Genomic DNA, 21,113 nt, shown 5'->3' on the forward strand with positions numbered 1-21,113 from the left:
GGCGGCCTCAATGAGCGCCTTCACCCTGCCCGCAAACCCGCAGCACCTCGGCCCCGTACGCCTCCATCTTCTTCGCCCCCATGCCGCTGATGCCCTGCAGATCGTCCAGCGTGGACGGGTTGCGTTCGGCGATCGCGGCCAGCGTGGCGTCGTGGAAGATCACGTAGGCGGGCAGGTTGTGCTCGCGCGCGACCTCGGCGCGCCAGGCCTTGAGGTTGATGAAGCGCACCTGCGCGTCCGGCCCCAGGTTGGCTGCGGCAGCCGGGGGGGCGGTGCTGCGGCGCGTGCGCTTGGCCGGGGTGGCGGCCGTGGATTCGCGCAGCTGCACCAGCGTCTGGCCCTTGAGCACGGGGCGAGAACCGTCGGTGAGGCTGAGCGTGTCGAAGCTGTGGCCGCTCTCCAGCATCACCTTGTGCAGGCCCACGGCGCCGGTGGCCAGCAATTGGCGCAGCACGCCGCGCAACTGCGCCTCGGAGTAGTCCTTGCCCAGGCCGAAGGTGGAGAGCTTGTCGTGGCCGAACTGCCTGACCTTTTCGGTGTCCTTGCCGCGCACGATGTCCATGATGTGCCCGGTGCCGAAGGTCAGGCCGCTGGCCTCGTGCACGCGGTAGATGGTGGACAGCAGCTTGCGCGCCGCATCCGTGCCGTCCCACACCGCGGGCGGGCTGATGCAGTTGTCGCAGTTGCCGCATGTGGCCCCCACGCTCGGCACTTCGTGTGCTCGCTGCCCCCCAAGGGGGCTGCTCGCGCCCTGGGGCGGCCCGGCGGCGCTCGATGGCTCGCCATAGACTTCGCCGAAATAGCCCAGCAGGCGCACGCGCCGGCAATCGGTGGCCTCGGCCAGGGCCAGCAGCGCGTCGAGCTTGCCGCGCATGACCTGCTTGAATTCCTCGCCCGCCGGGCTTTCGTCGATCATGCGGCGCTGGTTCACCACGTCCTGCAGGCCGTAGGCCATCCAGGCGTCGGCCGGCAACCCGTCGCGGCCGGCGCGGCCGGTTTCCTGGTAGTAGCCCTCGATGTTCTTGGGCATGTCCACGTGCGCGACGAAGCGCACGTCGGGCTTGTCGATGCCCATGCCGAAGGCGATGGTGGCCACCATCACGATGCCCTCCTCGCGCAGGAAGCGGTCCTGGTTCTGCTGGCGCACCTCGGGCGGCAGGCCGGCGTGGTAGGGCAGCGATTTCAGGCCCGCATCCACCAGCGCGGCGGACATCTCTTCCACCCGCTTTCTCGACTGGCAATAGACCACGCCCGCGTCTTCGGGGTGTTCGCGCTCGATGAAGCGCAAAAGCTGCGCGAGCGGCTCCTTCTTTTCTTCGATGCGGTAGCGGATGTTGGGCCGGTCGAAGCTGCTGACGAAGTGCTGCGCGCCTTCGAGCTGCAACCGCTCGACGATGTCGGCCCGCGTGAGCGCATCGGCCGTGGCGGTGAGCGCGATGCGCGGCACGCCGGCATAGCGCTCGTGCAGCACGGTGAGCGCGCGGTACTCGGGACGGAAGTCGTGGCCCCACTGGCTCACGCAGTGCGCTTCGTCGATGGCGAACATCGACAGTTGCCCGCGCTGGTGCAGGCCGTCCAGCAGCTCCAGGAATCGCGGCGTGGTCAGCCGCTCGGGCGCGGCGTAGAGCATGGTGATGTCGCCGCGCGCCACGCGCTTTTCCAGCTCCTGCGTCTGCTGCCAGTCGAGCGTGGAATTGAGATAGGCCGCATCGACGCCCGCCTCGTGCAGCGCGCCCACCTGGTCGTGCATGAGCGCGATGAGCGGCGAGACGACGATGGCCACGCCCTGCCCCGCATCGCGCCGCACGATGGCCGGCACCTGGTAGCACAGCGACTTGCCGCCGCCCGTGGGCATCAGCACCAGGGCGTCGCCGCCGGCGATCACGTGCTCGACGATGGCCTGCTGGGGGCCGCGGAACTGGTCATAGCCAAAGACGTCGTGCAGAACGAAATGCGCGGGGGACAAAATCGAATACTCTCTTTTTGATAGCAAATCGCCCTAGTGGAATATGCGCCAGAGGCCGATTGGATAGGAATTCCCCGGCCCCGCCGCGCCGGGCGGCCCACCAGGAAAGGCGCTTATTGTGCGCCGGCCCCGCGCCCCCGCCATCGGCCGGTGGCCCCCAACGATTCGCAACGCGAATGGATCGCTCCGATTATTCAATTGGACGCGAATCGCTGCGCCGGACAAGATGCCTTCAGCCCCGGCACAGGGGCATGGCCTACCGACCCAGGAGACAAACGACATGAAGCACCTCATCCCGGCCCTGCTGGCAGCCTGCGGCCTGGCCGCCGCCGTGGCGCCCGCACGGGCCCAGCAGCCGCCGTACCCCAACGCCCCCATCACCCTGATCGTGCCGTTCGCGGCCGGCAGCGGCACGGACTCGGTCGCGCGCACCGTCGGGCAAAAGCTCGCGGAGCGCCTGAAGCAGCCCGTGCTGGTGGACAACAAGCCCGGCGCCAACGCGCAGGTGGCCGCGCAGATCGCGGCCAAGGCCAAGCCGGACGGCTACACGCTGTTCATGACCACCAACACGTCGCACTCGGCCAACCCGGCGCTCTACAGCCACCTGAAGTACGACCCCATCAAGGACTTCACGCCCGTGGCGCGGGTGGGCGAGCTGCCCTTCGCGCTGGCGGTGCACCCCGGCGTGCCGGCGAAGACGCTGGCCGAACTGATCGACTACGCGCGCGCCAACCCGGGCAAGCTGAGCTACGCCACGCCCAACAGCACCTCGCTGGTGGCGATGGAGAGCATCAAGCACATCGCCCAGGTCGATGTGCTGAGCATCCCCTACAAGTCCAGCCCCCAGGCCATGACGGACCTGGTGGGCGGGCAGGTGCAGGTCTACGTGGCCGACCTGGGTTCGGGCAAGAGCATGCTCACCAGCGACAAGGTGCGCACGCTGGGCATCACCACCACGCAGCCCTCGCCCCTGCTGCCGGGCGTGCCGCCGATCGGGCAGACGGTGAAGGGCTTCGACCTCACGTCGTGGAACGGCATCTTCGGGCCGGCCGGCATGCCGCCGGCCATCGTGAACCGCCTGAACACGGAGCTGCAGGCCGTGCTGGCCGAAAAGGACACGCAGGACAAGCTCGCGCAGATCGGCTTCCAGGTGTGGCCCAGCAAGACGCCGCAGGAATTCGCGACCTACGTGGCCGACCAGTTGGCCCACTGGCGCACGCTGATCCAGCAGGCCCGCATCCAGCCCGAATGAACGACATCCCCCTGAGCGGCGTTGCCGCTTCCCCCTTGCTCTCGCATCGCTGCGCGCTGCGGGAAGGGGGACGACGCCAGCGCGGCGGGGCGGCCCTTGCGCGGCGTCTGCTCGCGCGGGCCGCACCGGTGGCACCGGCCGCTGCCCCTGTCAGACGTTCTGGAGAATGGCATGACCGACAACACGCATAGCACTTCACCCACCGGCCCCCTGGCGGGCGTGCGGATCCTGGACCTGACCTCGGTCATCATGGGCCCGTTCGCCACGCAGATCCTCGCGCAGCTGGGCGCGGAGGTCATCAAGGTGGAGACGCCCGACGGCGACAACATGCGCCATGTGGGCCCCATGCGCCACCCCGGCATGGGCCACATCTTCCTGCATGCCAACGCGGGCAAGCGCAGCATCGCGCTGGACCTCAAGCACCCGGAGGGCCGCGAGGCCGCGCTGCGGCTGGCCGAGCGCTGCGACGTGTTGATCAGCAACGTGCGCCCGCAGGCCCTGGCGCGGCTGGGCCTGGACCCGGCCAGCGTGGCCGCGCGCAACCCGCGCCTGATCCACGTGAGCTGCTGCGGCTTCGACCAGGAAGGCCCCGACGCGGCCCGCCCCGCCTACGACGACCTGATCCAGGGCGCCACCGGCATCCCGTGGCTCATGCAGCGCTACGGCGCGCCCGAGCCGGCCTATGCGCCCACCACGCTGTCGGACCGGGTGACTGGGCTGCATGCGGTGTACGCGGTGACGGCGGCGCTCTATGCCCGCGAAAAGACGGGGCAGGGCCAGGCCATCGTCGTGCCCATGTTCGAGGCCATGGCGCAGTTCATCCTGGGCGACCACATGGCGGGCCTGACCTTCGAGCCGCCGCAGGGCGAGGCCGGCTACGCCCGGCTGCTGACCACGCACCGCAAGCCCTACGCGACGGCCGACGGCATGCTCTGTGTGCTGATCTACAACGACAAGCACTGGCGCAGCTTCTTCGCAGCCATCGGCGAGATCGGCGAGGCGCAGGGCCTCGCGCAGGACCCGCGCTTTGCCACGCACGGCGCCCGCGCGGCGAACATCGATGCCGTCTATGCCGAGGTGGCGCGCATCCTGCGCACCCGCACCACGGCCCAGTGGCAGGCGCTGCTGGATGCCGCCGACGTGCCGCACATGCCGATGAACTCGCCGGCCGACCTGCTCACCAACCCGCAGTTGCGCGCCACGGGCTTCCTGCACGACAGCGTGCACCCCACCGAGGGGCCCATGCACGCCATGGCCCATCCCACGCGCTGGTCGGCCACTCCGCCGCCCCGCACCCTGGCACCGGCGCCGCAACTGGGCCAGCACACCCGCGCCCTGCTGGCCGAGGCCGGCTACACCCCCACCCAGATCGACGCCCTGCTCGCGCAAAACGCCTGCCACGCCGCCACCGGAGAACCCGCATGAACCCCGCCACCACCCCCCCGCCCCGCTACCGCGTGCGCGCCGCCCAGGTGCCCAGCTACCAGCCCGCCAACCACCACCACACGCACAACCAGCGCCTGATCGGCCCCGAGACGGTGGGCGCGCAGCAGATGGAAGTGCTGCTGGGCACGCTGCACCAGGGCGGCGGCGCCCTGCCCCACGCCCATCCGGGCATCGAGCAGTCGTGCTACCTGCTCGAAGGCACGGCCCGCGCCGAAGTGGCGGGCGAAGCCTTCGACATGGTGCCGGGCGACATGTGCTTCTTTCCGGCCGACCAGATGCATGTCTTCACCGTGACCAGCGACACCCCCGTGAAGCTGCTGGTGATCTACAGCCCGCCCTACGGCGAGTCGCCCGACAAGGTGATCCGGCCCGCCCCATGAACTTCGACTTCTCTCCCGAACACGCCCAGATCCAGGACGCGATCGAGCGCGTGTGCGCCCCGTTCGATGCCGACTACTGGCTGCGCCGCGACCGCGAAGGCGGCTTTCCGGAGGACTTCCACCGCGCGCTGGCCGACGCCGGCTGGCTGGGCATCGCCATGCCCGAGGCCTATGGCGGCGCCGGCCTGGGGATCCGCGAGGCCGCGCTGATGATGCACACGATCTCGGCCACCGGCGCCGGCCTGTCGGGCGCATCGGCCGTGCACATGAACATCTTCGGCCTGCACCCGGTGGTGGTGTTCGGCACCGAGGAACAAAAGGCACGCTGGCTGCCGCCGCTGATCGCGGGCCGCGACAAGGCCTGCTTCGGCGTGACCGAACCCGACACCGGGCTGAACACGCTCCGGCTCAAGACCCGCGCGGTGCGGGAAGGCGACCACTACGTGGTGCACGGCCAGAAGGTCTGGATCAGCACCGCGCAGGTGGCCAGCAAGATCCTGCTGCTGGCGCGCACCACGCCGGTGGAGGAATGCCGCGGCACCGAGGGCCTGAGCCTGTTCTACACCGACCTGGACCGCCGCACGGTCGAGGTGCGCGAGATCGACAAGCTGGGCCGCAAATGCGTGGATTCGAACCAGGTGTTCATCGACGGCCTGCGCATTCCCGTGGAAGACCGCGTGGGCGAGGAAGGCCAGGGCTTCCAGTACATCCTGCACGGCCTGAACCCCGAGCGCATCCTGATCGCCAGCGAAGCCGTGGGACTGGGCCGCGCGGCGCTGGCGCGCGCCGCGGGCTATGCCAGGGAGCGCGAGGTGTTCGGCCGCCCCATTGGCCAGAACCAGGGCATCCAGCACCCGCTGGCGCTGTCGTGGATGGAGCTGGAGGCCGCGCACCTCATGGTGCAGAAAGCCGCATGGCTGTACGACCAGCACCTGCCATGCGCGGCCGAGGCCAACGCGGCCAAGTACCTGGCGGCCGAGGCCTGCTACCACGCCTGCGAGCGCGCCATCTTCACCCACGGCGGCATGGGCTACGCCAAGGAATACCACGTGGAGCGCTACCTGCGCGAGTCGTGGATCCCGCGCCTGGCGCCGGTGAGCCCGCAGCTCATCCTGTGCTTCATCGCCGAGAAGGTGCTGGGCCTGCCGAAATCCTATTGAACGCCGCAGGCCGCTTTCGGCGCTGCGGGCCGCGCTGGCATCATCGCCGCCATGAAACTGCACCTCCTGCGCTACTTCGCCGTGCTGGCCGAGGAACTGCACTTCGGCCGGGCCGCCGAGCGGCTGGCCATCACGCAGCCGCCGCTCAGCTCGGGCATCAAGGCGCTGGAGGACGAACTGGGCGTGCGGCTGTTCGAGCGCACGAGCAAGCAGGTGGCGCTCACGCCCGCCGGCCATGCCTACCTGGCCGAGGTGCGCGTGGCGCTCGACCGCGTGGCCCGCGCCGGCGAGACGGCCCGCGCCGTGGCCGCGGGGCAGCGCGGCCGGCTGGACATCGGCTTCACCGGCTCCATGGTGTACCGCGACATGCCCGCCATCGTGCGCGCCTTCGGCGAGCGCGCGCCGGGCATCGAGGTCAACCTGCGCGAGATGTCCTCGGGCGAGCAGCTCGAAGCCCTGCTGCACCGGCAGTTGCATGCCGGCTTCATCAACACCAGCGTGGTGCCCGACCGGCTGCGCAGCCTGCCGCTGGCCGAGGACCACTTCGTCTGCTGCCTGCCCGAAGGCCACGCCATGGCCGCGGCGGCGCAGGTGGACCTGCGCGCGCTGGCGGCCGAAACCTTCGTGATGTTCTCGCGCGATGTGGCGCCGGCCAACCACGACAACGTGATCGCGCTCTTTCACCGCGCCGGCATCCACCCGCACACGCGCCATGCCACGCGGCAGTGGCTCACCGTCGTCGCGCTGGTGGCACTGCGCATGGGCGTGGCGCTGGTGCCGGCCTCCATGGCGCAGGCGGCGGTCAAGGGCGTGCGTTTCGTGCCCATCGCCGATCTGCACCACCCCACGGTGGGCGTGCTGGCGTGGCATGAAGAGGCCGTTCCCCCGGCACTGCAGACGTTTCTGGACGTGGCGGCCACTGCGGCGTTGGGCCACCCGGCCTGACAAGCGCAGAAGGTGGCCGGCGGTGCGATGGCGGCGCTGGCCCTGCGATGGGCGCACACAGCCGCCGTCACGCCATCAGCGGCTCTTCAGCAGGAACCGGCGATGCAGCGGCTGCAACGGGCGCGCATTGAATGGATACACGCGCTCGAACGCATCGATCTGCGCGGCAGAGACCTGCAGCGGCGCATTCAGCACCACCCAGTCCACCGTTTCGGAGCAGGGCGGCGTGGTGAGCGATCCTTCGTAACGGAAGAAGCGGCGGTGCTTTTGAAGCGGAAGAAAGTCGCTGGCCTTGACCGACGCATTGGCCACGGCCTGGGTCTGGCCCTTGGCCTTGGGCATGGCGTCCAGCACCCGCTGGAACGCGGGGTTGGGCTTGCCGGTTTCGAAGAAGATGGCCAGCACGCCCAGTGTGCCGTCCGGGCCCTGGTGGACGATGTGGGCCTCCATCGGAAAGCGCCGGCCGTTCAGCAAATGCTCGCTGGGGTGATGGAAATGGATCTGCAGCGCAGCGTAGTCGCGGCCACCGGCACGCATCGTTCCGCCGCCGGGAAGGTCCAGCTGGATGGAATGCCCGGTGTTGCGCACCGCCATCGGCACCGGCCGGTAGTCCAGTCGCAAGGGGCCCAGATCGGCCGCCACCGCATGCTGAAGATCGACCGGGCTGTTCTGTTGCCCGCTGCCGCACAGCGCGTTTTCCTTGGCCAGGTCCGCCCAATGCTCGGCGCCTTCCGGGCCGGTGTAACCCCACTCATGCCCGTCGTGTTGCGCCGTCTCGTGCGACTCGACAGGGGCCGCGGCGGGAAGCTCGGGCGTCTGCGCTCCAGCGGCCGCGCTCCAGACGGTGGCAAGGCCCAGGCAAAGGGGCCGGATTCGGCGAAGGAACGAAGGCGGGGCGCGATGAAGGGGCATTTTCGATTCCATAAGCAATGAACCACAAGAGACCCATATTACCTTTTAATACATTTGCGCGTTGCAACCAGCGCGGAGGCATTCAAGGCATTCAAGGCATTCAAGGCATTCAAGGCGTGCGGCGGGCAGCGGTGCGGCGGTTCTTACAATTCACCCATGCAGCAGATTACCTACACCCGCGGCCAGCAGTTGCCTGAAATACTGACCCAACGCATCGCCATCCTCGACGGTGCCATGGGCACCATGATCCAGCGCTTCAAGCTGGGCGAGGCGCAGTACCGCGGCGAGGGCTACGCCGGGCCGGACGGCGCGGGCGAACGGTTCAAGGACTTCGCGCGCGATGTGAAGGGCAACAACGAACTGCTGAGCCTCACACGGCCCGACGTGATCCGCGACATCCACGAGCGGTATCTGGCCGCCGGCGCCGACCTGATCGAGACCAACACCTTCGGCGCGACGACCATCGCGCAGGAGGACTACAAGATGGCCGATCTCGCGCGCGAGATGAACCTGAAATCGGCGCAACTGGCCCGTGCCGCCTGCGACAAATACGCCACGCCCGACAAGCCCCGCTTCGTGGCCGGCGCCCTGGGCCCCACGCCCAAGACGGCCAGCATCAGCCCCGACGTGAACGACCCGGGCGCGCGCAACGTCGATTTCGAGCAACTGCGCGCGGCCTACTACGAGCAGACCGAAGCGCTGGTCGAGGGCGGCTCCGACGTGCTGCTGGTCGAGACCATCTTCGACACGCTGAACGCCAAGGCGGCCCTGTTCGCCATCGACGAATTCTTCGAAAACAGCGGCGAGCGCCTGCCGCTCATCATCAGCGGCACGGTGACCGACGCGTCGGGCCGCATTCTCTCGGGCCAGACGGTGACGGCCTTCTGGCACAGCGTGCGCCACGCCCGCCCGCTGGCCATCGGCCTGAACTGCGCTTTAGGCGCCACCTTGATGCGCCCCTACATCCAGGAGCTGAACCGGGTGGCGCAAGACACCTTCATCAGCTGCTACCCCAACGCGGGCCTGCCCAACCCGATGAGCGACACGGGGTTCGACGAGACCCCCGAGGTCACCAGCCGGCTGGTGCATGAATTCGCCGCCGAAGGGCTGGTGAACATCGTGGGCGGCTGCTGCGGCACCACGCCGGACCACATCGCGGCCATCGGCCGGGCCGTGGCCCCCGTGGCGACACGCAAGCTGTTCTACCCCGAAGCGGCCTGACAGCCCAAGAAGCATCGCGCGCGAAGGGTTTGGCACGGTCCATCGTTGAACACGGCAACGCCCGGCCGGGCAAGACACGCCGCTTTCCTACCGGATGAGCGGGCGTTCGCCCTTACGATCCGCCGTCCCCACTCCGATGGCGTGCCGTGCGGTCCTTGCGCATCCAACTGCTTCTTTTCTGGGCCTTTCTGCTGGCCGCCTGTGCCCTGGTCGCGGCCATCATCGTGGTGCTCTACCAGACGGGCTCGGGCGCCCAGGTGGCGTCCAGCCGGGCACGCGCCACGCAGGCCTGCGATGACATCGCCACGCGCTACGCCAAGTCAGTGCCCACGGTGCCGGCCGACACCCCCCAGACCGATCTGCTGCGCGTGCTGCTGCACGTGGTGCTGCTGGAAGCGCCGCAGGTGGAAGGCGGCGTGTGGCGCGCCGGCAGCGGCATGCTGGCCTATGCCTACCCCACCTATGAAGGCAGCGGCGTCAAGATCGACGTGCCGGCCGCCGAGCAGCCGCTCATCGTCGAATTGGCCAGGCAAGCCGGCAGCACCGGCCAGCCCGTCGTGAACCTGGTTCGCGGCAGCCGCGAGGTGCTAATCGTCGCGGCCTGCCACCTGGCCGCGCACCCCGGCACCGCGGTGTGGACCATGACGCGCGCCCACGCCGGCGCCATCGCCGCACAGGACACCCTGCGCACCGGCATCGCGGTGCTGGCGCTGCTGGTGGTGGCCTCGGGTGCCTGGCTGGGCTGGATGCTGCTGCGCGGCCTGCGCCAGGTGCGGCGCCTGGAAAGCGCGCTGGCCCAGGCCCAGGGCGACACCGTGCCGCACCTGGAGCGCACCGGCATCCGCGAGCTGGACCGCATCGTTGACAGCTTCAATGCCTTCGGCACCCGCCTGGAAGACGCACGCGCCCGGCTGAAGGCGGCCCTGGCCCAGCGCCACCGCGACCTGCGCCTGACCGCCCTGGGCCGCATGACGGCCTCGGTCGCGCACGAGATCCGCAACCCCATCGCCGCCATGCGCCTGAAGGCCGACAACGCCTTGGCCGCGCCGCCGGCCCGCCATGCCGACGCGCTGGCGTCCATCGTCACGCAGATCGACCGGCTGGAGGGCCTGGTGCAAAGCCTGCTGTCGCTGGTGCAGCCGCTCACCCTCAGCCCCCGCACCGTGCCGCTCGGCCCCTGGCTGCAGGAACGGCTGGACACCGCCCGCGCGGGTTCGCAAGCCCGCGGCGTGCGGCTGGCGCTGCGCGGCGAGGCCCCCGCCGACGCCGTGTTCGACCCCGTGCACACGGCACGCGCCATCGACAACCTGCTGGACAACGCCGTGCGCCATGCGCCGGCCGGCGGCGAAGCCGTGCTGTCGGCACAGGTGGATGCGGCGCGCACCCTGTTCACGCTGACGGTGGAGGACAACGGCCCCGGCGTGCCCGAAGACCTGCGGGCGCAACTGTTCGAGCCCTTCGCCACCGGCCGCGCCGACGGCAACGGCCTGGGCCTGGCCCTGGCGCGCGAAGTGGCCCTGGCCCACGGGGGCGAGCTGCATTACGTGCCGCGCGAAGGCGGCGGCGCCCGTTTCATCCTGGAGCTGCCATGGCGCGCCTCTTAGTCGTCGATGACGATGCGGCCTTCCGCGAATCGCTGGTCGAAACCCTGCAGAGCCTGGGCCACGAGGTGCACAGCGCCGATGGCGGGGCCGAGGCGCTGCGACAGGTGGAGGGCCACCGCTACAGCACCCTCTTCCTGGACCAGCGCATGCCCGGCATGGACGGGTTGCAAACGCTCGAGGCACTGGCCGCGCGCATGGCCCGGCTGCCGCCGGTGGTGGTGCTTACCGCCTACGCCAGCGGCTCGGGCACCATCGAGGCCATGCGCCTGGGGGCGTTCGACCACCTGACCAAGCCCGTGAGCCGCGCGGCGGTGGTGGAGGTGCTGGAGCGCGCCTTGCGCTCCGAAGCCGACGCCGGAGCCACGGCCGTCGCGCCCGCACCGCCGCCCGGTGCACAAGAAGACGGCGAACTCATCGGCATCAGCGAAGCCATGCGCGAGGTGCACAAGCGCATCGGCATGGCCGCCGCGAGCGATGCCCCGGTGCTGATCGAGGGCGAGACCGGCACCGGCAAGGAGCTGGTGGCGCGCGCACTGCACCGCCATTCCACGCGCGCGGCGGGGCCGTTTGTGGCGGTGAACTGCGCGGCGATTCCCAAAGAGCTGCTGGAAAGCGAGCTGTTCGGCCATGTGAAGGGCGCCTTCACCGGCGCCGCGGCCGAGCGGCCCGGCTGCTTCCGTGCCGCCGATGGCGGGGTGCTGCTGCTCGACGAAATCGGCGACATGGCGCCGGAGGTACAGGCCAAGCTGCTGCGCGCGCTGCAGGAGGGCGAAGTCACGCCGTTGGGCAGCCACCGGACCGTGAAGGTGAACGTGCGCGTGCTGGCGGCCACCCACCGCGACCTCGCGGCAGCCGTGCGCGAGGGGCGATTTCGCGAAGACCTGCGCTACCGGCTGGATGTGCTGCACATCGTGCTGCCGCCGCTGCGCGATCGCCTGGCCGACATCGTGCCGCTGGCCGAGCATTTCCTGCGCGGTGCCGCGGCGCCACAGCCCGCTAAACGCCTGTCTGCTGGCGCGGCGCGCGCGTTGCTGGACCACGCCTGGCCGGGCAACGTGCGCGAGCTGCGCAATGCCATGGAACGCTGCCACGCCCTGCAGCGCGGCCCGGTGGTGGGGGCCGCCGACCTGGGGCTGCAGCCCTCGCAGGCCGACCCCGATGACCACGGCAACGACGACCGCAGCGGGGCGGACGGCGCGTTGCCCGCTGCCTGGCTGGAGGGATCGCTGCCCCAGGCCATCGAGCGGCTGGAACGGCGCATGCTGGAACACGCGCTGCAGCAGGCCCAGGGCAACCGCTCGCTCGCGGCCCGGCGCCTGGGCATCCACCGCCAGTTGCTCTACAGCAAGCTCACGCAATACGGCATCGAATGACCGACCGCCTGTCGCGAAAGCGGACAACCTGTCGCCGTTCCACCCACTGCGCACACCCGCCATCGCACGCAAGTGGTTGATTCATAAGGAATCTAACCTTGGCACGCGTCTTGAGTGAGAAAGCGCATCCCCACTCGAAAGGATGACTTTCATGACGCTCCACCCCTTGCTCCGCACCGGCCTGATGGCCGCAGCCCTCGCCGCCGCCAGCGCCCACGCACAGCTGCCTCCACCCCCGCCCGGCGGGCCGGGCCCCCTGGCCCAGGCCCCCGCCGCCGAGCAGTCCGCGACCGCGAGCGGCCGGCTGCAGCGCTGGCTGCCCAACCCGAACGGCGAAGCGGATGGCCTGCTGCTGCAGGACGGCACGCAGATCGCCTTCCCGCCCCACCTGTCGGAGTCCCTCACCGCGTGGCTGCGCCCCGGCGACCCGGTGGAAGTGACCGGCTGGCACCGCCCCGATGCGCCCGTGCTGCGCGCCGAGACCTTCCAGTCGCAGGGCCGCACGGTGCAGGACACGCCGCCCACCCCCGGCCAGCGCCCCCCGCCGCCTCCGCGCGAGGCCCTGACGGCCCTGCAGGCCAACGGCCGCGTGGCTCAGGTGCTGTTCAACAGCCGCGGCGATGCGCATGGCCTGCTGCTGGAAGACGGTGTGGTCGTGCGCTTTCCGCCCCACATGGGCACGTCGGTCGCGGCGCTGCTCAAGCCCGGCGCCACCGTGGCGGTGCGCGGCTGGGGCACCCGCAACGCGCTGGGCACCGGCATGGAGGCCGCGCAAATGGGTGCCACGCCGGACACCCTGCAGGACATGCTGGGCGGCCCGATCGGCGCCCCGGCACTGCGCCCGTGAAGCCGCCGCCCGGCACGTTTTTTTCCGCACCGGCTTCTTCTTCCCTCACCCATTCGGAAACACCATGAGCAAACCCCAGGAAATGATCGACGTCTGGTCCCTCGAAGGCCAGTTCCAGCATGCCCTCTACAGCCCCCGCGGCGACGTCGAGGGCGTGATGATCGATGTGGATGGCGTTCCCGCGCAGTTCGTGTTCGGCAAGCACGACGACCGTGCGGCACGGTCCTTCGAGTCCCTGCGCGCCGGCCAGACGGTGGTCGTCAACGGCACCGTGGAGCCCCCGCCACCCCATGGCGAGGCCGCGCACGAGGTCTATGCGTTTGAGCGGCTGGTGTCCATCGACGGCCAGGCGTTCGCGCCGGACGACGCGCCGCGCGAGGTAAAAGGCCGCGTTGCGCGCATCCACCACGCGCGGCACGGCGAGCCCAACGGCGTGGTGCTGGACACGGGCGATTTCATCCACACGCGACCCGAAGGCTTTGCCCAGTTGCACCTGAAGCCGGGCGATGCGGTGACGGCCCACGGCCCCGCCAGGCCCTTGCGCGGCGGCACCGGCGGCCACGTGATCGAGGCGCACACCGTCAACGGCCACCCGGTACCGGGCAAGCCCGCCAAGCCGTGACGCGATGACCGCCGCGCACACCGCCCCTGGCGCGCTTTCCGCGCCCACCCCGGACGCACCGCCCCGAAGCGCCGCAGGCGCTGCGGCCGGCGCCTCCCTGACCGCCCTGGCCTGGATGGCGTTCTTCATGGCGGACGTGCGCGACGGGCTCGGTCCGTTCCTCGCCACCTACCTGCAAACCCAACGCATCGACCATACGATGATCGGCATCGTGCTGTCCGCCGGTGGGCTTGCCGCCATGGCGGCCACGCCGCTGGCCGGCGCCTTCGCGGACCGCACGCGCGCCAAGCGGGCGCTGGTGGCGGTCTGCGCGCTGACGGTGCTGGGCGCGAGTGCCGTCGCCTTCCTGACCCGGTCGCCCAGCGTGCTGGTGCTGTCGCAGGTACTCACCGGCGCCGCCGGCGCGGTGCTGGCAGCCGCACTGGCCGCGCTCACGCTCGGGCTGGCGCGCAGCGCCGGCCTGCGCCACCAGACCGGCCGCAACGAGGCCTACAGCCATGCCGGCAACATCGTGTCCGCACTGGGGGCCGCGGGCTTCGCGCACTGGATGGGCGCGCCCTGGATGCTCGTCGTCATGACCGCCATGGCCGTGGGTGCACTGGCGTGCCTGCGGGCGATCCGGCCCGGCGACATCGACCATGTGGCCGCGCGCGGCGCCGAAGCCGACGGTGCCAAGCCTGCCCCCTCCTCCCACCCCGAAGCCGTGGCACCCGAAGGTTTCCGCGCGTTTCTAGGCCACCGCGCGCTGTGGTGCTTCGGGCTGGCCTGCGCGCTCTTTCATCTGGGCAATGCGTCCATGCTGCCGCTGCTGAACCAGCGGCTTGCCGCCACAGTGCCTGACTCGTCCCCACTGCTCTGGACGGGTGTCGCCATCGTCGTCGCGCAGTTGACCATGGTGCCGGTGGCCCTGTGGGTGTCGCGCAGCCGGCGGTGGGACCTGCAGGTGTTCGTGTACATCGCCATCCTGGCGCTCCCGGTGCGCGGCGTCATCGCCTGGGCCATTCCCGATGCCTGGGCCAACATCCCGGTGCAGGTACTCGACGGGCTGGCCGCCGGCGCCTTGGGCGTGGCTACGCCGCTGATGGTGGAGCGCTACGTGCGCGGCAGCGGCCGCTACAACACCGCGCTGGGGCTGGTGATGACGCTGCAGGGCGTGGGCGCGGCGCTGAGCCCGGCCATCGCCAACAGCGTGGTGGGCGCACAAGGGCACTTCGGGCTGGCGTTTGCCGTGCTGGCAGGCTGCGCGGTGCTGGCCCTGCCGGCCTTCTGGCTGGCGCAGCGGGTGGCCACCCAGGGCGGCGCAGCACAGCCGAGGCCGCCGGCCATCCCTTCTTGAGGCGGCTGAAGCACCTGCCCCATTCGTCAATCCGCCCGTCTTTTCCGGTTGACGGCTTCCAAGCCCATGCGTTACAACATGTTTCCCGCCGCGCCTGACCACCGGGCCTGATCTATGAAGCGACCCCGAGCGTTGCCTGCCCCGCGGCCTGTCCCACCCAAAACTGCAGGGGAGTCATCCGCATGGCACGAGGCGACGGCATCCACGATATTTCCATGGGCGCGCACGACGCCCTGCACGCGATCGGCCGGCGGGCCGACGCCTTGCTTCTGGGCGTCGTCGCCCTGGGCTGGGGTGTCGCCCTCTGGGTCGGCGTGGTGCACGGCCGGCCCGGCACCGCTGCGCTGTGGGGTTTGGCGCTGACCGGAATGGCAGCGCTGGCCTACCTGCTGGCGCGCGGCACGCTGCTCAGCCGGCTGGCCATGGTGGCGGCCGGCATGGGCATGGTGGCGCTGCACATCCAGATCAGCCTGGGCGCGACGGAAATGCACTTCGGCGTGTTCGTGTTCCTGGCCTTCCTGCTGGCCTACCGCGACTGGCGGCCCATCGTCTTCGCAGCGGGGCTGATCGCGGTGCACCACATCGCGTTCGACCGGCTGCAACTGGCCGGGCTGCCCATCTACTGCCTGACCGAGCCCGACTTCGGCCGCATCCTGATCCACGCCAGCTTCGTGGTGGTGCAGACCGCCGTGGAAGTGGGCATCGCCCTGCGCACGCGGGCCGATGCGGTCGAGTCGGCCGAGCTGCAGCAGCTGTGCCGCCTGCAGGCGAACGGCCAGCTGTCGCTGGACGTGGGCCATGTCACCGTGCGCAGCGCGGCGGCGCAGGCGCTGCAAGGCGCGCTGCTGCGCCTCAACGGCGTGGTGGCCGACGTGCACCTGGCGGCGGCCGGCCTGGCATCGGCCTCCGGCGAGATCGCCTCCGGCAACCGCGACCTGAGCCAGCGCACCGAGCGCACCGCCTCGCACCTGCAGGAGGCCGCCGCGTCCATGGAGCAACTGGACGGCGTGGTGCGCCACAGCGTGCAGGAGGCCGTGGCCGCGCGCCGCCTGACGCAGGAGGCCACGCAGCTGGCCGAGCAGTGCGGCGGCGTGGTGACCGAAGTGGTGGCGACCATGGAGGGCATCCATTCCAGCGCCGGCCGCATTGCCGACATCGTGAGCGTGATCGACGGCATCGCTTTCCAGACGAACATCCTCGCGCTGAACGCCGCCGTGGAAGCCGCGCGCGCCGGCGAGCAGGGCCGGGGCTTCGCCGTGGTGGCCAGCGAGGTGCGGGCCCTGGCCGGGCGCAGCGCCGAAGCCGCGCGCGAGGTGCGCACGCTGATCGCCGCTTCGGTGGCGCAGGCCCAGCGCGGCAGCACGCTGGCGGCCGACGCGGGCCGCAACATGCAGAACGTGGTCGATTGCGCGCGGCGCGCCTCGCAGGTCGTGGTCACCATCAGCACGTCGGTCGAAGGCCAGTCCAGCGACCTGGGCCGAGTCAGCACGTCGGTCACCGAGCTCGACCACATGACCCAGCAGAACGCGGCGCTGGTCGAGCAGTCCTCCGCCGCGGCGGCCAGCCTGCTGGAGCATGCCGGCCGGCTCAAGAGCGTGGTGGAAGGGTTCCAGTTCCAGACGCCGCACGGCACGCTGGCGGCGCCCGCCTGAGACGGGGCGCCCGCCTGAGACGGGGGCGCATGCCGCCTCGCGTCATGCGAGCTTGAGGTACACCGTTCCCTGTTCCACGCGCACGGGGTAACTGCGCAGGCCCTGGGTGAGCGGCGCACACAGCGCGCTGCCGTCCCGCACGTCGAAGCGGCCCTGGTGCAGCGGGCACTCGATTTCGTGCCCCTCCAGGAAGCCGTCGCACAGCCGCGCATTACCGTGCGTGCACAGGTTATCAGTGGCGAACACCTCGCCTTCCACGGTGTAGAGCGCCACGTCGCGTCCTTCGACGGTCACGCCCACCACGTCGTCCTCGGGCAGGTCGGCGCGCGCGGCCGCCTCGGTCCATCCGGTGTCGATTGCTGGCATGGTGTGTCTCCTCAGATGGGATAGATGATGGAATTCGGGATCATTTCGCTGTCGTAGATGCATTCCTTGCGGGCGAAGCGCAGGCCTTCGGGCGTGCGCACCACCACGTCCAGGTAGCGCCCCACGTTGAACACCGTGGAGGGCTCCGAGAGCTTGGTGCGAAAGACGGCGTAGTTCGCCTCGCACGCCCAGCGGCCCTCACCGACCTGGCGCACGGTGGGCGCGCCGATCACGTGGCGCTGGTAATACGGGTCGTGGAACAGCGTCTCGCGGATGCCATAGACGCGGTCCTTGAGCATGCCCTGGCTGTCGAACGACAGCGTGGCCAGCGGCAGGCCGCGCTCGTGGTTCTCGCGCGGCTGCAGGCGGTAGAGGCAGTCTTCGGTGAAAAAGCCGGGCCACCGGTCCCACTGCGCCGCGTCGAGCGCGGCGGCGTAGTCGACATAGAGCTGCTGCAGGGCGAAGTAGTCGGCGAATTCGATCGCGGTGGATTGGGCGTCCATGGTTCAGTCCTCCTTTTCCATCACGTTGCGCCAGTACTCGTACATGCCGCGGATCAGCGTCTCGGTGACCATGTGGTCGGTGTCTCCCACCCCGTGGCCGCCCAACTCGACCAGCGCACGGTGAAAGGGCTTTTGCTCGAAGCCCTGCTGCGAGAACTCGATCACCTCGCCGTCGTCGGCCGAGACGAAGCCCGCCGGCCCGAACAGGTTGGCCTGGCGCAGACGGCGCTCGGTCATCTCGTCGGTGTCGTCCTCGAAGCCGAAGTGCGTCCATTCGAAGTCGAAGGCATCGTGGCCCACGGGCTGGATGTGGCGCGTGGAGACACTGTTGACCTGCTGCTGCAGGATCACGCTGGGAAACAGCGTGGTCATCACCGCCGTGGGCCCGCCCCACCAGGGCTCGGGCACGATGTCGAGAAAGCGCGGGTCTTCCAGCTGCATGCCGGCCTTGAAGCTGGAGACGTTGGACACGTCGGACTGCTTCTTGGCCTCGCCGCGCGTGGACACCATGGCCGCGTGGCGGTGGCGCGCATCCATCTTCAGCTCCGACTTGTTGTCGGCCCGCCAGAGCCCGAAGGTGACGAACCAGGTGTGCAGCAGGCCGGGGTGGTAGGGGTCCTTGATGTTCTCCTGCATCAGCTTCCAGTTGCCCGGAATGCGCTGGCGGTTGTACCCCAGGATCTTGAGCTTGCGGCCGTTGAACAGGCGGTCGAAGTAACCCAGGATCACCGGCCCGAGGAAATCCTCCAGCGACTCCACGCCGTGGTCGAACGAGGCAAAAACCACGCCGCCGCGCGTGGCCACCTTGAGCCGCGTCAGGCCATGTTCCTCCAGCTTGAAATCCGCCGGCATGCCGCCGTGGACCTTGCCGTCCTGCTTGACGCCACGCCGGAAGGGCACGCCCTGCAACGCGCCGTCGAGTTTGTAGTTCCACTGGTGGTAGGGGCAGACGAACTCCTTGCGGTTGCCATGGCGCTCCCGGCAAAACCGCATGCCGCGGTGCGCGCACACGTTCTCCACCACGTGCAGTTGCATGTCCTCGCCACGCACCAGGATCACCGAGCGTTCGCCGATCGCCGTGCGCTTGAAGTCGCCCGGGTTCGGCACCTCGGCCTCCAGGCCCACGTAGCACCAGTGGCTGCGGTAGAAGAACCGCTCCAGTTCGCGGCGGTAGATGTCCTCGCTGGTATAGGCCGCGAAGGGCACGCGGTGCGTGCCGGGGCTTTCCCAGGTCGGATGCAATGGGAAGACGGGATGGGGCGTATTCATGGCGTTGTCTCCTTGGGGCTTGTGATGGGGCGTTGCGAATCAAGAGAAGGAAGGGCGCGCAGGAAGGGGCACTGGCCCCTGCCTCACGGCGTGCTGGCGTAGAAGGCATCCGCGTAGAGATGCTCGGCGGCGACGCCACGCTGGCGCGCCAGCAGCGACACGGCCTCCACCATGGGCGGCGATCCGCACAGGTAGGCGCGCCAGCCTTCCAGGGTGGGCCAGTCCTGCGCGATCGCGTCGGTGACCAAGCCTGTGCGCTGGCCCGGCGCCGCATCGGCCGCGGCCACCACGGCATGCACCTGCAATTGCGGGTGGCGCTGCTGCAGATCTTTCAGCCAATGCAGGCCGTAGACATCGCGCGCCGATCGGGCGCCGGCATAGACGTGGATGGGGTTGGGCATGCCCGACTCCAGCGCACCACGCACGATGGAGAGGATCGGCGCCAGCCCCGTGCCGCCCGCCACGCAGAGCATGGGACCTTCGTACTTGCGGCGCAGGTAGGCCGAGCCCAGCGGCCCGCTCACGCGCACCGCATCGCCCACGGCCAGCACCTGGGCCACATGGGTGGACACCCGCCCGCCCTCGACCAGCCTCACGTGGAATTCGAGTTCGTCATCGTGCGGCAGCCCGGCCATCGAATACGGCCGCACCAGGCCCGGGCCGAACTGCAACTGCGCGTACTGCCCCGGCGAAAAGTCCAGCGGCTTGGCCGGCTTGAGGCGCAGGCGGCGGATGTCGTGCGTGAGCGTTTCCACCGCCGTCACCGTGGCCTTGAGCGTGCGGGCGGTGTGCACCACCACCTCGTCGGGCTCGGGGATCTCGATGGTGCAGGACTCGCTCAGCACCGTCTGGCAGGCCATCACGTACTGCCCCTCGCCGCCGCCCAGCGGCGGCATGCGCAGCGCCTGGCCCGCATCGATCACCTCGCCCGAAATCACCTTGCAGCGGCAGGTGCCGCAGCGCCCGGCCATGCAGCTGTAGGAAACGGGAATCTGGTGCTCGCGCAGCACTTCCAGCAGGTTGGCGCCCGGCGCCACGGGCAGCACGCGGCCCAGCGGCTCGATATGCAGTTCCATCGGGTTGTCTCACTCACTGTCGTTGTTATGGCCTCGATCATTCCCGTGATCCGATAATCAGCCAATAGAATGGCGTGAATACACCGCATCACCCTGATGAATAAAGGTGCCCCGTGGAACTGGAAGACATCGATCTGAATTTGCTGGTGGTCTTTCAGCAGCTGCTGGTGACGCGCAAGGTGTCGCAGGCCGCGGAAAACCTGGGCCTGACGCAACCGGCGGTGAGCAACGCGCTGGCGCGGCTGCGCCGCCTGCTGGGCGACGAGCTTTTCTTGCGCACGGCCCAGGGCATGCAGCCCACGCCCTATGCCGACCAGTTGGCGGAGTCGGTGTCGTACGCGCTGGCCATGATCCACGGCGCCCTCAACCACAAGCTGGGGTTCGATCCCGCCACCAGCCGGCGCGTGTTCAAGGTGGGCATGACGGACATCGGCGAGATCTACTTCTTGCCCCGCCTGCTGGAGCGGCTGGCCCAGGTCGCACCGGGCGTGCGCCTGACCACCGTGCGCAATTCAGCCACCGACCTGAAGGACGCCATGGAAGCCGGCAAGGTGGACCTGGCCGTGGGCCTGCTGCCGCAGCTCAAGGCCGGCTTCTTCCAGCGCCGGCTGTTCCGCCAGCCCTACGTGTGCCTGTTCCGCGAAGGCCACCCGCTGCACAAGCGCCGCAGCATAGCACTGGCGGATTTTTCCAAGGCGGAGCACGTGGTGGTCGTCTCCGAAGGCACGGGCCACGGCAAGGTAGACGAATTGCTGGAGCGCATGGGCGTGGCCCGCGACGTGCGGCTCACCGTGCCGCATTTCGTCGCCATCGGCCACATCCTGCAGGCCACGCAAATGGTCGCCACCGTGCCCGAGAAAATGGCCCAGAGCATGGCCGAGCCCTTCGGCCTGGCCTATGCGCCCCACCCGGCCAAGCTGCCGCAAGTGGCGATCAATCTGTTTTGGCATACGAAGTACCACCGGGATCCGGGGAACCAGTGGTTGCGGGGGGTGTTGGTGGAGATGTTTGCGGAAGGGGAGTGAGGTTGTGCATGGCACTTCCTCATGACTTAGCCACCACGTTTATGGACATATTGCTGTGGCGACGCTTGTCTACCTGGAGCAGAGCGGCGCAATGTCGCCTACAGGCTGAGAGCAGCCAGTCCCGTGCAGCCACTCTATAGCCGCTGTCGGTCCTACAG

The 21,113-nt window shown here is 69.6% G+C and carries 19 protein-coding genes; 13 read left to right on the forward strand and 6 right to left on the reverse strand.

Annotation, left to right across the window (positions count from 1 at the left end; genetic code table 11):
* Positions 1-7: 7 nt before the first annotated feature.
* On the reverse strand, positions 8-1,966 hold the full coding sequence (locus tag M5C98_RS23145) for a RecQ family ATP-dependent DNA helicase (protein WP_272549856.1): 1,959 nt from the start codon (positions 1,964-1,966) through the stop codon (positions 8-10).
* A gap of 280 nt (positions 1,967-2,246) precedes the next feature.
* Between M5C98_RS23145 and M5C98_RS23150 the strand changes: the two genes are divergently transcribed.
* The 5 genes from M5C98_RS23150 to M5C98_RS23170 all read left to right on the forward strand — a co-directional run bounded on the left by M5C98_RS23150 (position 2,247) and on the right by M5C98_RS23170 (position 7,149).
* A complete protein-coding gene (locus M5C98_RS23150; protein WP_272549857.1) occupies positions 2,247-3,218 on the forward strand; it encodes a Bug family tripartite tricarboxylate transporter substrate binding protein in 972 nt (323 codons plus the stop codon).
* Between the two features lie 171 nt (positions 3,219-3,389).
* Positions 3,390-4,643 carry a CaiB/BaiF CoA transferase family protein gene (locus M5C98_RS23155; RefSeq protein WP_272549858.1) on the forward strand — a complete coding sequence of 418 codons (1,254 nt, stop codon included), beginning with the start codon at positions 3,390-3,392 and terminating at the stop codon, positions 4,641-4,643.
* Positions 4,640-5,044: a cupin domain-containing protein gene (locus M5C98_RS23160; protein ID WP_272549859.1), complete on the forward strand. Its 405-nt coding sequence runs from the start codon at positions 4,640-4,642 to the stop codon at positions 5,042-5,044. Before M5C98_RS23155 ends, M5C98_RS23160 begins: the two co-directional genes overlap by 4 nt.
* The gene (locus M5C98_RS23165) at positions 5,041-6,204 is read left to right on the forward strand and encodes an acyl-CoA dehydrogenase family protein (protein WP_272549860.1); all 1,164 of its coding nucleotides are present in this window, start codon (positions 5,041-5,043) and stop codon (positions 6,202-6,204) included. The genes M5C98_RS23160 and M5C98_RS23165 overlap by 4 nt, the downstream gene beginning before the upstream one ends.
* A 51-nt stretch (positions 6,205-6,255) precedes the next feature.
* Positions 6,256-7,149, forward strand: a complete 894-nt coding sequence (locus tag M5C98_RS23170; RefSeq protein WP_272549861.1) for a LysR family transcriptional regulator — start codon at positions 6,256-6,258, stop codon at positions 7,147-7,149.
* Positions 7,150-7,224: 75 nt separating this feature from the next.
* On the opposite strand, the gene M5C98_RS23175 is transcribed toward M5C98_RS23170, so the two are convergent.
* Positions 7,225-8,061: a carbonic anhydrase gene (locus M5C98_RS23175; protein WP_272549862.1), complete on the reverse strand. Its 837-nt coding sequence runs from the start codon at positions 8,059-8,061 to the stop codon at positions 7,225-7,227.
* A 156-nt stretch (positions 8,062-8,217) separates the two neighbouring features.
* Between M5C98_RS23175 and M5C98_RS23180 the strand changes: the two genes are divergently transcribed.
* The 7 genes from M5C98_RS23180 to M5C98_RS23210 all read left to right on the forward strand — a co-directional run bounded on the left by M5C98_RS23180 (position 8,218) and on the right by M5C98_RS23210 (position 16,716).
* Complete coding sequence (locus tag M5C98_RS23180; RefSeq protein WP_272549863.1) at positions 8,218-9,282, forward strand: homocysteine S-methyltransferase family protein; 1,065 nt, start codon at positions 8,218-8,220, stop codon at positions 9,280-9,282.
* Positions 9,283-9,428: 146 nt separating this feature from the next.
* Positions 9,429-10,886: a sensor histidine kinase gene (locus tag M5C98_RS23185; RefSeq protein ID WP_272549864.1), complete on the forward strand. Its 1,458-nt coding sequence runs from the start codon at positions 9,429-9,431 to the stop codon at positions 10,884-10,886.
* Positions 10,871-12,259: a sigma-54-dependent transcriptional regulator gene (locus tag M5C98_RS23190; protein ID WP_272549865.1), complete on the forward strand. Its 1,389-nt coding sequence runs from the start codon at positions 10,871-10,873 to the stop codon at positions 12,257-12,259. The genes M5C98_RS23185 and M5C98_RS23190 overlap by 16 nt, the downstream gene beginning before the upstream one ends.
* Positions 12,260-12,410: 151 nt before the next feature.
* The gene (locus M5C98_RS23195) at positions 12,411-13,106 is read left to right on the forward strand and encodes a hypothetical protein (protein ID WP_272549866.1); all 696 of its coding nucleotides are present in this window, start codon (positions 12,411-12,413) and stop codon (positions 13,104-13,106) included.
* A gap of 64 nt (positions 13,107-13,170) precedes the next feature.
* Complete coding sequence (locus M5C98_RS23200; protein WP_272549867.1) at positions 13,171-13,728, forward strand: hypothetical protein; 558 nt, start codon at positions 13,171-13,173, stop codon at positions 13,726-13,728.
* 4 nt (positions 13,729-13,732) lie between these two features.
* Positions 13,733-15,064: an MFS transporter gene (locus M5C98_RS23205; protein WP_272549868.1), complete on the forward strand. Its 1,332-nt coding sequence runs from the start codon at positions 13,733-13,735 to the stop codon at positions 15,062-15,064.
* A 182-nt stretch (positions 15,065-15,246) separates the two neighbouring features.
* Complete coding sequence (locus M5C98_RS23210) at positions 15,247-16,716, forward strand: methyl-accepting chemotaxis protein (RefSeq protein ID WP_272549869.1); 1,470 nt, start codon at positions 15,247-15,249, stop codon at positions 16,714-16,716.
* 42 nt (positions 16,717-16,758) lie between these two features.
* Here the strand turns inward: M5C98_RS23210 and M5C98_RS23215 are convergent, their stop codons facing one another.
* The 4 genes from M5C98_RS23215 to M5C98_RS23230 all read right to left on the reverse strand — a co-directional run bounded on the left by M5C98_RS23215 (position 16,759) and on the right by M5C98_RS23230 (position 19,930).
* Entirely contained in the window at positions 16,759-17,082 is a 324-nt protein-coding gene (locus M5C98_RS23215; RefSeq protein WP_272549870.1) for a non-heme iron oxygenase ferredoxin subunit, read from the reverse strand.
* Between the two features lie 11 nt (positions 17,083-17,093).
* Positions 17,094-17,585, reverse strand: coding sequence for an aromatic-ring-hydroxylating dioxygenase subunit beta (locus tag M5C98_RS23220; RefSeq protein WP_272549872.1), 492 nt, complete (start codon positions 17,583-17,585; stop codon positions 17,094-17,096).
* 3 nt (positions 17,586-17,588) lie between these two features.
* Positions 17,589-18,854 carry an aromatic ring-hydroxylating dioxygenase subunit alpha gene (locus M5C98_RS23225; RefSeq protein WP_272549873.1) on the reverse strand — a complete coding sequence of 422 codons (1,266 nt, stop codon included), beginning with the start codon at positions 18,852-18,854 and terminating at the stop codon, positions 17,589-17,591.
* An 83-nt stretch (positions 18,855-18,937) separates the two neighbouring features.
* Entirely contained in the window at positions 18,938-19,930 is a 993-nt protein-coding gene (locus M5C98_RS23230) for a 2Fe-2S iron-sulfur cluster-binding protein (RefSeq protein WP_272549876.1), read from the reverse strand.
* 113 nt (positions 19,931-20,043) lie between these two features.
* Between M5C98_RS23230 and M5C98_RS23235 the strand changes: the two genes are divergently transcribed.
* On the forward strand, positions 20,044-20,955 hold the full coding sequence (locus M5C98_RS23235) for a LysR family transcriptional regulator (RefSeq protein WP_272549877.1): 912 nt from the start codon (positions 20,044-20,046) through the stop codon (positions 20,953-20,955).
* Positions 20,956-21,113 lie beyond the last annotated feature (158 nt).

This window comes from Acidovorax sp. NCPPB 3576 (assembly GCF_028473605.1).
Lineage (GTDB): Bacteria > Pseudomonadota > Gammaproteobacteria > Burkholderiales > Burkholderiaceae_C > Paracidovorax.